Here is a 13,444-nt window from a genome sequence, read left to right as displayed (position 1 = left end):
CCGGTAAAGGCTCGACCCGGGCGGGATCACGGTAGCGATGGCGCGAACCAGCGTCGGAGTGCCTGCTCCAAACCGTCCGTGCTGTCGTCGTCACCCGCCCAGGCAATGCAGGCGTCCGGACGGATCAGCAGGGAAGGTCCTGCATCGACGGCGATGCACCGCACCCTTCCTGTGCGGGCGGCAACGAAGCTGGAAGCCTTCCCCCCGGCGGAGGCATCGAGAAGAACGCCCATGCCATCCTGCATCAGATCGTAGAGCGAGGTCCCGGCATCGCCGGGGCTGACCGGCCGATCGCCCGTCAGACGGCCAACCTCGTCCCGTTCCGAGCCGAGATCGTAACGGATGGAGAAACCGCTCATCATCTCGCCGATGAACCGGTTGACGTCATCGAACTGCATGAGGTTGACGATGATATCGCGCATCGCGCCCGCCTGCGGATCGGGCCGCATGATGGCCATCTGAGCAAGCGTGTTTGCCAGAACGGCTTCGGCAACGGGGCGCCGCTCGTCCGTATAGGTATCGAGCAGGGTTTCGGGCATCTCGCCGCGCATGACGGCGGCGAGCTTCCAGCCGAGATTTGCGGCATCCACGAGCCCGAGACTGAGGCCCTGACCGCCGAACGGTGTATGGATATGCGCCGCATCGCCGGCCAGCAGCACCCGGCCTTGGCGGTAGGTGTCGACAAGTCGTGTGTTGTCAGTCCACCGGCTGCCGGTTTCGAGCGCCTTGACGCGGACATCGGCACCGCTGACACGGCGCAGGACCGCTTCGATCTCCTCCCGCGTGACCGGCGCCTGCCGGTCCTGCGGCGTGCCGGTGAATTCGATCATCACCAGCCGGCCGGGGAAAGGCCCGTAGGAGAAGATGCCGCCCGATGTGCGCCGCCAACCCATCGGTGCCAGGCGGTCGGGATGATCGATTTCGGCAACAGCCTGATAAAAGGTGGACGAGGGCGGCGTGCCGGGGAAATCGAAACCGGCCATCTTGCGGATCGAACTGCGTCCCCCGTCGCAACCGACGAGATAGGCGCAGCCAACACGATCCGTGCCTGCGGGAGATGTCCATTCCACGTCAACGCCGTCGGTCTGCGAGGTGAAGCCGGTGACATCGCAGCCGCGGCGGATATCGATTCCAAGCGCGTGCGCGCGGTCGGCCAGCATGGCTTCGAGGGCCTGCTGGTCCACGGGGCGGGCGCGCCGTTCCGGCTCTTTCTGCGCATCCTTCCGGATCAGGGAGAGGCCGGCGAAATGGCCGCTGTATTTCGATCCTTTGGCCCGCGGGTCCCGCCCGGACTGCGCCATCGCTGCGAAACTGCTCGCCTCAGCGGCGGCGATGGCGGCCGTCATGCCGCGCCGCTGCAACGCCTCAAGCCCCAACGGCCCGAGCCCGCCGGCCTTCATTTCCAGGCTCGGCGTGGCGAGGCGCTCCAGCACGAGAACGCGCGCACCGCCCAAAGTCAGTTCAATGGCGGTGAGGAGCCCGACGGGGCCGGCGCCCACGATCACGATATCAATGTCATTTCTCATATACCTGATCCCAATATGTACTCAGTACACTTATATGGATTATCCGGCACTTCGTGTCAATGCAAAATTGTACTCAGTATATAAATCGTGCTATCAGCGATGACATGACAGTGCCATCCGACCGCCGATCCCGTAAGCGCCTCGCCACCCGGCAAAGCATTTCCATCGCTGCCACCCGGCTTTTCATGCAGCGTGGCTTCGATCATGTGACGGTGGACGAGATTGCGTCCGCTGCCGATGTCGGGCGGATGACGGTGTTCAATCACTTTCCCCGCAAGGAGGACATGTTCTTCGATCGCGAGGAAGAGGGGCGCGAGATGCTGCGCGACGTTTTGCAGCGGCGCGAGCCAGGCGTCACCCCGATCGAGACATTGCGTCTGCTGGCCCATCGGCTGGCTGCGGAGGACGTTCCTTATCTCAGGTTTTCGGTCAGGAGCCAGGCCTTCATGGCGACGATCGAGGGCAGTGAAACCCTGAAGGCCCGGGCGAGAGCGATCCGCGACGAGCTTGCGCAGGCCGTCAGCCTGGCCCTGACTGAGGGCGCGGGGCGGGAACCAGACGATTCCGATGCCCATCTGGCCGCCGGGCTGCTTCTGGCGACATGGACCACGGCTTTCGTCCAGGCGCACCGCTCCTTTCAGCTGAAACAGGATGCGCGGGAAGCGACAGCCGTCTTCCTCGGGCTTGTCGACCAGGGAACCCTCGGCCTGAAAGCCGCGATGGCGGGCACGCCCTACGCCTGAACAATCACACCCGTTCTTTTAGGCAACGCGTTGTTCGGCGCGGTGCGTTGCTCCCAGCGGCACTTTCCCGTGCAGCAGCCAGTCGATGACGGGCGGCCACAGCGTGGCCGTATGGTGTTTGCGGAAGAAGCCGAGGTGGCCGATTGCGCCGCCGGTCGATTGTTGCGGGGATAGCCACAGCTGGTTTGTCGGCGCATTGCCGTAGTGGGTCAAAAGGTGATCGATAGCCTTCGGCGTTCCCCAGGGATCGTCGGTCAATCCGACGGCGAGGAGGGGCGTGCGCACCGACTGAAAATGCTTCGACTCCGGTGTTTTGGCGTCGCCGAAAAGGAAATTGGGATTGCGGCACCAGCGTGCCCAGTCCTGGAAGACACTGCCGGGCAGTTCCTCGCCGATACCGCTCCATTTGGGCACGCGCCCGAGCGAGAGCGCCAGGGGCAGGGCGAGGAAGTTCATCTTGGCAAAGACGGAAAACGGTTCGGCCGTGTTGCGGTAATAGCCGGAGAGCGAGGCGAGCGATGTATAGCGGGCAAAGTCGGAAGACCGGTTGCTGAGGCCAAGCGCCAGGCCGCCATAGGAATGGCCGATGCCCACCAGCGGCCTGTCGCCGGCTGCGCGCCTGAGAACATCGATTGCCGCGGGAAAATCGAGCACGCCCCAGTCTTTCATGCCGAGGCGTGTGGTCCATCCCTTCGGCGTTCCGGATTTCGCGACGCCGCGATAATCGTAGGTGAGTACTGTGGAGGCACCGCAATCGAGCAGCTGACGGGCAAAGTGCCGGTAGAATGTGTTGGGAACGGCGGCCGCGGAGGAGATCAGGACCGCCGGCCCGGTGCCTTTTCCGTCAAACATGGTGCCATGCAGGGGAAAGCCATCAGAGGCTTCAAAAGCAATGTCGCGCATCGGCCGCTCCAACTTTGACTTTAACGTCAACGTAAATCAAAATGCCGCCTGCGACAATCTCGATTTCGTGTTTCCGCCACAAACCTTAACGGGACTGGTATAATAAGGATATTTCCACTATATGAGCGCCTTCCGGAGCAACCGGAAAACGCAAACCACCGCTACCCAGTGCGGACAATAGAAAACAGGTGCAATAATGACGAAGAACTGGACACCGACTTCCTGGAGAGGCAAGCCAATCAAGCAGGCGCCTTTTTATCCGGACGCTCAGGCTGTGAGCGATGTCGAGGGCCGTCTTCGTACCTATCCGCCGCTGGTTTTTGCAGGTGAGGCGCGAAAGCTGAAGCGCCAGCTCGCAGCCGTGTCCAAAGGGCAGGGTTTTCTGTTGCAGGGCGGCGACTGTGCCGAAAGCTTTGCCGAGCATGGCGCGGACAATATCCGCGACTTTTTCCGCGTGTTCCTGCAGATGGCGGTTGTCCTGACGTTCGGCGCATCGCAGCCGGTCGTGAAAATCGGCCGCATTGCCGGTCAGTTCGCCAAGCCGCGCTCTGCCGATACGGAAACCAAGGATGGTATCGAACTGCCGGTCTACCGCGGTGACATCATCAATGGCATGGAGTTCACCGAGGCTGCCCGCATTCCCGATCCGAACCGCCAGGAAATGGTCTATCGCCAGTCGGCGGCAACGCTGAACCTTCTGCGCGCTTTCGCCCAGGGTGGCTATGCCAACCTCGAGAACGTGCACCAGTGGATGCTCGGTTTCGTTTCGGACAGCCCGCAGGGCGAGCGCTATGAGTCACTCGCCCGCACGATTTCCGATACGATGGACTTCATGCGTGCCGTCGGCATCACGTCGGAAACCAACCACACGCTGCGCGAGACGGATTTCTACACCAGCCATGAGGCTTTGCTGCTTGGCTATGAGGAAGCTTTGACCCGCGTGGATTCCACTTCCGGTGACTGGTATGGCACGTCGGGCCACATGATCTGGATCGGCGATCGTACGCGCCAGCCGGACCATGCCCATGTGGAATACTGCCGTGGCATCAAGAACCCGCTTGGCCTCAAGTGCGGCCCTTCGCTGGAGCCCGACGGTCTGATCAGGCTGATCGATCTCCTTAATCCGGAGAACGAGCCCGGCCGTCTGACCCTCATCGCCCGTTTCGGCCATGACAAGGTGGGCGACCATCTGCCCAAGCTGATCCGCGCCGTGCAGAAGGAAGGCCGCGATGTGGTCTGGTCCTGTGACCCGATGCACGGCAACACGATCACGGCCAATGGCTACAAGACACGGCCTTTCGACCGTATCCTGAAGGAAGTCGAAGGCTTCTTTGCCGTTCATCATGCGGAAGGCACCTATCCCGGTGGCATCCACATCGAAATGACCGGCAAGAACGTCACGGAATGCACGGGCGGTGCACGGGCGATTTCGGCGGAAGACCTGTCGGATCGTTACCACACCCATTGCGATCCGCGCCTCAATGCCGACCAGGCGCTGGAGCTGGCGTTCCTCGTCGCAGAACTGCTCAAGAAGGAGCGCAATGCGCACCCGCAGAAGATCGCTGTCAACGGCTGATCGCTTTGCATAATATTATCTGAATAAAAGGGCGGTCTTTCCGAGGCCGCCCTTTGTTTTTGTGAAGCGGACGGACAACAACTTTGGCCTGATCACGCATCTGTCAGAACATCGGACCGTTTTGGCTGGAAATTTATGTCTTTGGATTCTATCAAGGTTCCATGACAACAAAACCTTCGCGCCGAATCCGCCTGACAGCGTCTTTCCGTTCCTTCATCGAGAGCGAAGCCTCCGGTGGCATCATCCTGATGGTGGTGGCCGCGCTGGCGCTGATCATTGCCAATTCACCGCTCAGTGACGGTTATTTCGGCCTTCTGAAGACCTATGTCGGCGGCCTGAGTATTCTTCACTGGGTGAATGATGCGCTGATGGCGATCTTCTTCCTGCTGGTCGGGCTGGAAATCAAACGTGAAATGATCAGCGGCCAGTTGTCCAGCTGGTCACGGCGCGCATTGCCGGGCTTCGCTGCGGTCGGCGGCATGGTCGTTCCGGCGGCCATCTTCCTTGCCTTCAATGCCGGCACCGAAACGGCGCGGGGCTGGGCCATTCCATCGGCAACGGATATCGCCTTCTCGCTCGGTGTTTTGTCCCTGCTTGGTTCGCGCGTGCCTTTGTCCCTGAAGGTTTTCCTGACGGCGCTTGCCATTATCGACGATCTGGGTGCGGTTCTCATCATCGCGCTGTTCTATTCGGACGGGCTGAATATTCCCGCCGTTGCCGGTGCCGCCGGTGTTTTCGTCATCCTGATGGCCATGAACCGTCTCGGCATGGTGCGGCTCTGGGCCTATCTCGTCCTCGGCGTCATTCTGTGGATTCTTGTGCTCAAATCGGGTGTGCATGCCACGGTGGCCGGTGTCCTCCTGGCGCTAACCATTCCCATGCGCGGGGCCAAGGACGGGCAGGGGGCAACCGAATCGCCGCTGCTCAAGCTGGAGCACGCCATCCAGCCCTGGGTCGGCTTTGCCATCGTGCCGATCTTCGGTTTTGCCAATGCGGGTGTGTCCTTCAGTGGCGTCTCGCTGTCCAACCTTGCCGATCCCGTCCCCCTTGGCGTGGCGGCCGGCCTGTTCGTCGGCAAGCAGATCGGCGTGTTTGCCTTTGCGCTGCTGGCGATAAAGTTGCGGCTGGCGGAACGCCCGGCGGGAGCAAGCTGGTTCCAGATCTATGGGGTTTCGATGCTGTGCGGCATCGGCTTTACCATGAGCCTGTTCATTGGCCTTCTCGCCTACGCAAATTCGCCATTGTTGCAGGATGAAACGAAGCTCGGCGTTCTGCTTGGATCACTGCTTTCCGCCGTTGTCGGTGCCGCGCTTTTGCGTGTGTCGCTGACGCGGTCGACAAAGGCGTGATCGCGCAAGGCAGGGCGCTGGCGCAAGCCTAGTCTTTGCTGTCTTGAACAGGAGTCCGTCCGATGTCGGAATTGCATAGTGGATCGTGTCTGTGTGGAGGCATCCGCTTCAAGGCGCATGGCAAGCTGCGCGGGATCGTCTATTGCCATTGCTCGCAGTGCCGCAAGCAATCCGGCCATTTCTATGCGGCGACGAATGTCCAGAAGGATGCCATCACCATCACCGGTGAGGAAAACATCAAATGGTATGCCGCCAGCGAATATGCGGCGCGCGGTTTCTGCCGCAATTGCGGATCGGTGATGTTCTGGAAACACCATGATCTCGACTACATCTCGGTGATGGCCGGATCGTTCGATAAGCCGACCAGTCTCAAGGGCGAAGTGCACATTTTCGTCGGCGACAAGGGCGACTATTACGAAATCGGCGACGATCTGCCGAAATATGTGGCGAGCGGCGGCGGTATCGTCGTGGCAGGCGACTGAGGGGCCGGGAACGCGTGAAGGATTGACGCCGCCCGATCTGGCTTTATAGCTGCCGTTACGGACGGACGGGAGCAAACCATGCAGCGGCTAATACTGGCATTCGTCAATTCCATGCGCGCGCTCAGGCACCTGGCGGTGCATGAAAAGGCGGTTCAGCAGGAACTTATCCTTTTCATCCTGTCGATTCCCGTCGCGGCGGCGATTGCACCATCCGTGCTGGTTTTCCTGGTTCTGACCGGCTCGGTGCTTATCCTGATCATGATCGAGGTGCTGAACACCGGCATTGAAGCGGCGTGCAACGCCGTGTCGCGGGATTTCCAGCGCGACATCCAGATCGCCAAGGATTGCGGATCCCTGGCCGTGCTGATCTCGGTTGTTCTCGTCGCCATCGTCTGGTTCTATACGCTCTGGCACGTATTTTTTTCCTGAAACCGCGTGTGAGTCGCATTGTTTAATCTCCAGCGAAATGATATATGTTCAATATGAGCAAAAATCCCGACATCCTCCGTATCGCCATCGCCCAGCTCAATCCTGTCCTGGGTGACATCAAGGGTAATCTGACAAAAGCGCGTGAAGCACGGGCCGACGCCGCGCGGCAGGGCGCCGATCTCATCCTGTTCACGGAGCTGTTTATCTCAGGGTATCCGCCGGAAGATCTGGTGCTGAAGACAGCCTTCATCGAAGCCTGCGAAAAGGCGGCAATAGAATTTGCGGCCGACACATCGGATGGCGGACCGGGGGTGATTATCGGCACGCCGCTGCGGCGCGACAGCGGCCTGCACAATTCGATCATGGTGCTGGATGGCGGCAAGGTGATTGCGGAACGCTTCAAGGTCGACCTGCCCAACTATGGCGAGTTCGACGAGAAGCGGGTATTCCAGCAGGGGCCGATGCCGGGGCCGGTGAATTTCCGCGGCATCCGCATCGGCATTCCGATCTGCGAGGATATCTGGGGCGACCTCGGCGTGTGTGAGACACTGGCCGAGAGCGGCGCGGAGATACTCTGCGTGCCCAATGGCTCGCCCTATTACAACGGCAAGGTGGATGTGCGCCATCAGGTGGTGCTGCGCCAGGTGATCGAAACCGGTTTGCCGCTGATTTTCGCCAACCAGCTCGGCGGTCAGGACGATCTGATTTTCGACGGTGCCTCGTTTGCGTTCAATCCGGACAAAAACATCGCGTTCCAGATGTCGCAATTCGAGGAACAACTTGTTGTCACCACGTGGCGGCGCGGCGCGGGCGGGTGGTCCTGCTCGGAAGGCCCCATGTCGAAAATCCCCGAGGGCGAGGAGGCGCAGTATCGCGCCTGCATGCTGGGCCTGCGCGATTACGTCAACAAGAACAGCTTCAAGGACGTGGTTCTCGGCCTTTCCGGCGGCATCGACTCGGCGATCTGCGCGGCGCTGGCTGTCGACGCGCTGGGCGAGGAGCGGCTGCGCGCCGTGATGATGCCGTATACCTATACATCGAAGGACTCGCTGAAGGATGCGGAAGACTGCGCCAAGGCGCTGGGGTGCCGCTACGACATCGTGCCGATCTTCGAGCCGGTGGAAGGCTTTCTGAAAGCGCTCGGGCCGACATTCGAAGGTACGAAAGAGGGCATCACCGAAGAAAACCTGCAAAGCCGGGCCCGTGGCACGATCCTGATGGCAATCTCCAACAAGTTCGGCTCGATGGTGGTCACGACGGGCAACAAGTCGGAAATGTCGGTGGGCTATGCCACGCTCTATGGCGACATGAACGGCGGCTACAATCCGATCAAGGACATCTACAAGATGCAGGTCTACGCCATGTCCGAATGGCGCAACAGGAATGTGCCCGCCGGCGGCCTCGGTCCATCGGGCATCGTCATCCCGGAAAACATCATCAGCAAGGCGCCGTCCGCCGAATTGCGCGAGAACCAGACGGATCAGGATTCGCTGCCGCCCTATCCGGTGCTCGATGACATTCTCGAATGCCTCGTCGAGAACGAGATGGGCGTCGACGAGATCGTCGAGCGCGGCCATGAGCGCAAGACGGTCGAGCGGATCGAACACCTGCTCTATCTCGCCGAATACAAGCGCCGGCAGTCCGCGCCGGGTGTGAAGGTGACGCGGAAGAATTTCGGCCGCGACCGGCGCTATCCCATCACCAACAAGTTCCGTGATCGAGGGTAGGACCGATTGCATGTGTCGAACCAGGCACTGATCGCCCTGCAACCATCGTTTTTGACTACGACTAAAGTCTAGTGTTGCAATCGCGCCTCACTTTATTTCGAAAAGCGGCTGCACAAAAAATAGGCGCTTGGCGCGTGATTGCGATTCACCTATAAGCCATCTCTCCGGCAATCAAGCCCGGGAGGTTTAGAATGGCAGCTGTTTCAATGTCCCCTCGGGGCGGCGTCCGTTCCTGACATGTGATGATGAAAAGTCCCAGGGCTTTTCAATTGACTTCACCGGTCAAGAACACTCATCGCCGATATTGGCCTTTCCTGTATTCAGGCAAGTCGCCAAGCCAATTGTGCCGCATTGATTCCCTCGTTCTGTTGCGCGGCATTCTCGTCTGAAATTCATATTTGAGGCCGGTGCGTTTTGGCACCGGACGATCGTCATGGCATTTTTACGTAACGCCTTGCGCGGCGGAGCCTTCCGCAGCGTTCTCGGATTCACCTGGATTCACTGGCAGAAGCAGCCGGTGCGTCTGGCAATCATTCTTGGTGCAGTGCTGCTCTCGACACTGGCCGACGTGCTGACGCCGCTCTATTCGGGGCGGCTGGTCGACGCGGTGGTCAATGGCGCGGCAACGGATGCCATTGCCTGGGATGCGGCGATGGCCGCGTTCTGGACCCTGATGGCCCTGTCGCTGGGTGCCATCATCCTGCGGCACGTCACCTTCATGACGATCGTCAAGCTGACATTGAAAATGATGTCGGAGATTGCCTCCGGCGCGTTCTTCCGTGTCCAGCGCTTCTCGACGGACTGGCATGCGAACAGCTTTGCCGGCTCGACGGTGCGCAAGATCACGCGCGGCATGTGGGCGCTTGACCTGCTGAACGATACGCTGCTGGTGGCGTTGTTTCCGTCCGTTGTCATGCTTGTCGGCTCGACCGTGCTGATGGCCTGGTACTGGCCCATGATGGGCGTCATCATCGGTCTGGGATCCCTCGTGTTCGTCGGCGTGACGGTGGCGATGTCGCTTGGCTATGTCGCGCCGATGGCGAGCCTTGCCAATCGCTGGGATACCAAGCTCGGCGGTTCGCTGGCCGATGCGGTCAGCTGCAACATGGTGGTGAAGGGTTTCGGCGCGGAAAAGCGCGAGGATGCACGGCTGCTGAAAGTTCTTGCCAAGTGGCAGGACCGGACGCGGCGCACGTGGATCCGCGGCACCCGCAACGGCACGACGCAGGGTTCGCTGCTGCTCATCCTGCGGGCATCGGTCATCGGCTTTGCCCTGTGGCTGTGGTCCAGGGGGCAGGCGAGTGCGGGTGACATCACCTTCGTGCTGACGTCGTTCTTCATCCTGCAGGGCTACCTGCGGGAAGTCGGCATGCACATCCGCAATTTGCAGCGTTCGATCAACGATATGGAAGAGCTTGTTGACATTGAGAGTCAGCCGCTCGGCATTGATGACCGGCCCGGCGCCAAGCCGATCCAGATCACCAATGGCAAGATCGTGTTCGACAATGTGACGTTCCACTACGGGGCGCACCGGGCACCGCTCTATGATCGGTTCTCGGTGACGATCCGGGCGGGTGAGCGCGTCGGCCTTGTCGGCCACTCCGGTTCGGGCAAGACGACGTTCGTCAAGCTGATCCAGCGCCTGCACGACGTGAAGGCGGGGCATATCCTGATCGACGGTCAGGATATTTCCGCCGTCACCCAGGCATCGCTGCGCCAGCAGATTGCCATCGTGCAGCAGGAGCCGATCCTGTTCCACCGGACGCTGGCCGAGAACATCGCCTATGCGCGGCCGACGGCCACGCAAAGCGAAATCGAGGAAGCGGCCCGGCAGGCCAGCGCGCATGACTTCATCACGGCCCTGCCGAAGGGCTATGGTACGCTGGTGGGTGAACGCGGTGTAAAGCTGTCCGGCGGCGAGCGCCAGCGTGTGGCCATCGCCCGGGCGTTCCTCGCGGATGCACCGGTTCTGATCCTGGACGAGGCGACATCGAGCCTCGATTCGGAATCGGAAGTGCTGATCCAGCAGGCCATGGAACGGCTGATGCTGGGCCGCACGACGCTGGTAATCGCGCACCGGCTGTCCACGGTGCGGGCACTCGACCGGCTGCTGGTCTTCGACCATGGCCGGATTGCGGAAGAGGGCAACCACGAAGCTCTGATCCGCCTGAACGGCGGCATCTACCGCAGCCTGTTCGAACGGCAGGCGCTGGAACTGACCAAGGGTCTTGTTCTGGCCGACGACTGATCCTGTGGGCCGCGCGAAAGCGCGGCCCATATTGATCTTCACGCGTCGTTCCGATATGCCCGACGCATGACCATCACCGTCCGTTTTGCACCATCTCCGACCGGCTATATCCACATCGGCAACACGCGGACAGCCCTGTTCAACTGGCTGTTCGCGTTGAAGCACAATGGCCAACTGATCCTGCGCTTCGATGACACCGACGTGGAACGTTCGAAGACCGAATATGCCGAAGCGACCGCCGCTGATATTGATTGGCTTGGCATCAAGCCGGTGCGGGTCGAATACCAGTCGAAACGCTTTGCCTTCTACGATGCCGCCGTCGAGAAGCTGAAAGCGGCTGGCGTGCTATACCCCTGCTACGAGACCCCGGAAGAGCTCGAACGCAAGCGCAAGCTGCGCCTCGCGCGCCGCCTGCCGCCGGTCTATGGCCGCGATGCGCTGAAACTGACGGCGGAGGACCGCGCGAAGCTCGAAGCGGAGGGACATCGTCCGCACTGGCGTTTCCTGCTGCCGAACTTCAAGGACGATCCGTTCGCGCCGGCGCGCACGATTGTCCACTGGGACGATATCGTGCGCGGCGAAGAGACCGTCGATCTCGCTTCGCTTTCCGATCCGGTGCTGGTGCGCGAAGACGGCACCTATCTCTACACGCTGACCTCCGTGGTCGACGATATCGACATGGGCATCACGCACATCATCCGCGGCGATGATCACGTCACCAACAGCGGCGTGCAGATTTCCATTTTTGAAGCGCTCGGTGCGAAGGCGCCGGCGCTTGGCCATCACAATCTGCTGACGACTGTTTCGGGCGAGGGACTGTCCAAGCGGACGGGAGCCCTGTCCGTCGGCAGCCTGCGCCGCGACGGCTATGAGCCGATGGCCGTGGTCAGCCTCGCCGTGCTGACGGGAACGTCGGAGAATGTGGTTGCCATGCCTGACATGGCATCGCTCGCCGCAATCTTCGATCCGAAGGCAACATCGAAATCATCCTCGAAATTCGATCCGGCGGAACTCGATACGCTGAACCGCACGCTGATCCACGCCATGCCGTTCGACGTGGCTGAAGAGCGGCTGCGGGACATGGGGATCACCGGCGACAAGGCCGAAGCCTTCTGGCTTGCGGTGCGCGGCAATCTCACACGCGTTGCCGATGCGGCGCTGTGGTGGAAGATCGTCCAGGACGGTCCCGTCAGTGACGAAGTCCTTGCTGAAGAGGATCGCGATTTCGTTGCGGCGGCTTTTGACGTGTTGCCGCAGGAGCCGTGGAGCCGCGCGACCTGGGAGCAGTGGACGGAAGCGGTGAAGGTTCAGAGCGGACGCAAGGGCAAGCCGTTATTCATGCCCCTGCGCATTGCCCTTACCGGGTTGGCTTCTGGTCCGGAGCTCGCAGATTTACTGCCCCTTCTTGGTCGGGAAGGAACGTTGGCCCGACGACCCTGACCTTGCGGTTGGGATCGATCGGCTTGTCCGGTGACAGCGGTTTCGGCTGTTCCGCTTCGACTTTCGGCACGGCGGGTGTCCCCAGCTGAATAATCGATGACGGTTTTTTCTCCGGCTCTACCACAGGCGCAGCCGGTTCGGCCTTGGCCTCGGCCGGTGCCGACGGCTTGTTCGGTTCGGGGTTTTTCGCCGGCTCTGCCGATGGCAATGGTTCGGCCTTGACAGGCTCGACCGGTTTGATCGGTTCCGCCGGTTTGAGTGCTGGCTGTGTTTGTGCTGGCGCCGGTTTCGTCGCGGGCGCAGTCGCCGCCGGTTGCCGGGCTATTTCCTTGGGATTTCCAAGCGTGGTGTAATTGCCCGCCGTGCGCTGACAGGAGCATTGCGGCGTGCCATTGGCGCCGACTTTCCTGAATTTGAACGCGTTGGGCATATCCGTATAGGCCTGGCCGCGCAGGGAAATCATCTGATCGACGGTTTCACCGTTGGTCGAATGATAGAACAGTTTCGCGCCCGGGCATTGCGCCTGGCACTGCGCTTCGTCGCGGTGGAAATTCTCCGCGCCGGTCGCGTAGGAAATGGGGAAATAATAGCCGTCGCAGGTGCGCACGCAGAGCGTCTGATATTGTCCGCCGTAGACCGGTGCGGTGCTTTCAAGCGGCTCGTTTTCAACGGGCCGCTGGCCTCCGAGGACTTCATAGGGGCGGCGCCGGGGCTCCCCGTCTCGCGGTTCGACTTCGCGCGGCAAGATTTCGCGGTCAGGCTCATAGGATGCCGAGCAATTGTTGGCGTCCATGGCAGCTTCCACCCGGTCGCGGCGCAGGTTCAGCTCATACTCATCCGTGACGAAATCATTGTCGAGTTCGCGCAGACGCTGTTCCATGCGGCTGCAAACGTCCGACTGGGCCGCTGCCAGCTGTGTTGACAACAGCAGCGTGCCCATGGCGAGTGCCGCGAAGTGTATGAACCGTTTCATATGGTCTAGTCCTGCAAGATCACGCGCAGCCTACCTGGCTGACTGCGC

11 protein-coding genes are annotated in these 13,444 nt (G+C 61.0%); 8 read left to right on the top strand and 3 right to left on the bottom strand.

Annotation, left to right across the window (positions count from 1 at the left end; translation table 11 throughout):
• Nucleotides 1–26: 26 nt before the first annotated feature.
• On the bottom strand, nucleotides 27–1,526 hold the full coding sequence (locus tag RDL77_RS08390) for an FAD-dependent oxidoreductase (protein WP_288192505.1): 1,500 nt from the start codon (nucleotides 1,524–1,526) through the stop codon (nucleotides 27–29).
• Between the two features lie 104 nt (nucleotides 1,527–1,630).
• Here RDL77_RS08390 and RDL77_RS08385 point away from each other — a divergent pair, with 104 nt between their 5' ends.
• Complete coding sequence (locus RDL77_RS08385; protein ID WP_288192504.1) at nucleotides 1,631–2,269, top strand: TetR/AcrR family transcriptional regulator; 639 nt, start codon at nucleotides 1,631–1,633, stop codon at nucleotides 2,267–2,269.
• Between the two features lie 18 nt (nucleotides 2,270–2,287).
• Here the strand turns inward: RDL77_RS08385 and RDL77_RS08380 are convergent, their stop codons facing one another.
• On the bottom strand, nucleotides 2,288–3,172 hold the full coding sequence (locus tag RDL77_RS08380; protein ID WP_288192503.1) for an alpha/beta fold hydrolase: 885 nt from the start codon (nucleotides 3,170–3,172) through the stop codon (nucleotides 2,288–2,290).
• A 196-nt stretch (nucleotides 3,173–3,368) separates the two neighbouring features.
• Between RDL77_RS08380 and RDL77_RS08375 the strand changes: the two genes are divergently transcribed.
• The 7 genes from RDL77_RS08375 (at nucleotide 3,369) to gltX (ending at nucleotide 12,423) form a co-directional block, all read left to right on the top strand.
• Entirely contained in the window at nucleotides 3,369–4,748 is a 1,380-nt protein-coding gene (locus tag RDL77_RS08375) for a class II 3-deoxy-7-phosphoheptulonate synthase (RefSeq protein WP_223612920.1), read from the top strand.
• Between the two features lie 161 nt (nucleotides 4,749–4,909).
• The gene (gene nhaA, locus RDL77_RS08370; protein WP_288192502.1) at nucleotides 4,910–6,097 is read left to right on the top strand and encodes a Na+/H+ antiporter NhaA; all 1,188 of its coding nucleotides are present in this window, start codon (nucleotides 4,910–4,912) and stop codon (nucleotides 6,095–6,097) included.
• Nucleotides 6,098–6,159: 62 nt separating this feature from the next.
• Nucleotides 6,160–6,579, top strand: a complete 420-nt coding sequence (locus RDL77_RS08365; RefSeq protein WP_223612922.1) for a GFA family protein — start codon at nucleotides 6,160–6,162, stop codon at nucleotides 6,577–6,579.
• A 78-nt stretch (nucleotides 6,580–6,657) separates the two neighbouring features.
• The gene (locus RDL77_RS08360; protein ID WP_223612923.1) at nucleotides 6,658–7,008 is read left to right on the top strand and encodes a diacylglycerol kinase; all 351 of its coding nucleotides are present in this window, start codon (nucleotides 6,658–6,660) and stop codon (nucleotides 7,006–7,008) included.
• A gap of 53 nt (nucleotides 7,009–7,061) precedes the next feature.
• Entirely contained in the window at nucleotides 7,062–8,735 is a 1,674-nt protein-coding gene (locus RDL77_RS08355) for an NAD+ synthase (protein WP_288192501.1), read from the top strand.
• Nucleotides 8,736–9,168: 433 nt separating this feature from the next.
• Nucleotides 9,169–10,983, top strand: coding sequence for an ABC transporter ATP-binding protein (locus RDL77_RS08350; RefSeq protein ID WP_288192500.1), 1,815 nt, complete (start codon nucleotides 9,169–9,171; stop codon nucleotides 10,981–10,983).
• A gap of 66 nt (nucleotides 10,984–11,049) precedes the next feature.
• On the top strand, nucleotides 11,050–12,423 hold the full coding sequence (gene gltX / locus RDL77_RS08345) for a glutamate--tRNA ligase (protein WP_288192499.1): 1,374 nt from the start codon (nucleotides 11,050–11,052) through the stop codon (nucleotides 12,421–12,423).
• Here the strand turns inward: gltX and RDL77_RS08340 are convergent.
• Nucleotides 12,341–13,396 carry a DUF2865 domain-containing protein gene (locus RDL77_RS08340; protein ID WP_288192498.1) on the bottom strand — a complete coding sequence of 352 codons (1,056 nt, stop codon included), beginning with the start codon at nucleotides 13,394–13,396 and terminating at the stop codon, nucleotides 12,341–12,343. The genes gltX and RDL77_RS08340 overlap by 83 nt on opposite strands.
• Between the last annotated feature and the right edge of the window lie 48 nt (nucleotides 13,397–13,444).

Origin of the sequence: uncultured Phyllobacterium sp. (genome assembly GCF_902479695.1) — a bacterium.
Taxonomy (GTDB): Bacteria; Pseudomonadota; Alphaproteobacteria; order Rhizobiales; family Rhizobiaceae; genus Phyllobacterium; species Phyllobacterium calauticae.
Note: the sequence above shows the minus strand (reverse complement) of the source record. Positions and strands in the feature narration are given on the sequence as shown.

Excerpts from the sequence above, each read along its gene's own strand:
- RDL77_RS08390 (WP_288192505.1), bottom strand. The coding sequence starts at position 1,526 with ATGAGAAATGACATTGATATCGTGATCGTGGGCGCCGGCCCCGTCGGG.
- RDL77_RS08385 (WP_288192504.1), top strand. The coding sequence starts at position 1,631 with ATGACAGTGCCATCCGACCGCCGATCCCGTAAGCGCCTCGCCACCCGG.
- RDL77_RS08380 (WP_288192503.1), bottom strand. The coding sequence starts at position 3,172 with ATGCGCGACATTGCTTTTGAAGCCTCTGATGGCTTTCCCCTGCATGGC.
- RDL77_RS08350 (WP_288192500.1), top strand. The coding sequence starts at position 9,169 with ATGGCATTTTTACGTAACGCCTTGCGCGGCGGAGCCTTCCGCAGCGTT.
- RDL77_RS08365 (WP_223612922.1), top strand. The coding sequence starts at position 6,160 with ATGTCGGAATTGCATAGTGGATCGTGTCTGTGTGGAGGCATCCGCTTC.
- RDL77_RS08360 (WP_223612923.1), top strand. The coding sequence starts at position 6,658 with ATGCAGCGGCTAATACTGGCATTCGTCAATTCCATGCGCGCGCTCAGG.
- RDL77_RS08375 (WP_223612920.1), top strand. The coding sequence starts at position 3,369 with ATGACGAAGAACTGGACACCGACTTCCTGGAGAGGCAAGCCAATCAAG.
- gltX (WP_288192499.1), top strand. The coding sequence starts at position 11,050 with ATGACCATCACCGTCCGTTTTGCACCATCTCCGACCGGCTATATCCAC.
- nhaA (WP_288192502.1), top strand. The coding sequence starts at position 4,910 with ATGACAACAAAACCTTCGCGCCGAATCCGCCTGACAGCGTCTTTCCGT.
- RDL77_RS08355 (WP_288192501.1), top strand. The coding sequence starts at position 7,062 with ATGAGCAAAAATCCCGACATCCTCCGTATCGCCATCGCCCAGCTCAAT.
- RDL77_RS08340 (WP_288192498.1), bottom strand. The coding sequence starts at position 13,396 with ATGAAACGGTTCATACACTTCGCGGCACTCGCCATGGGCACGCTGCTG.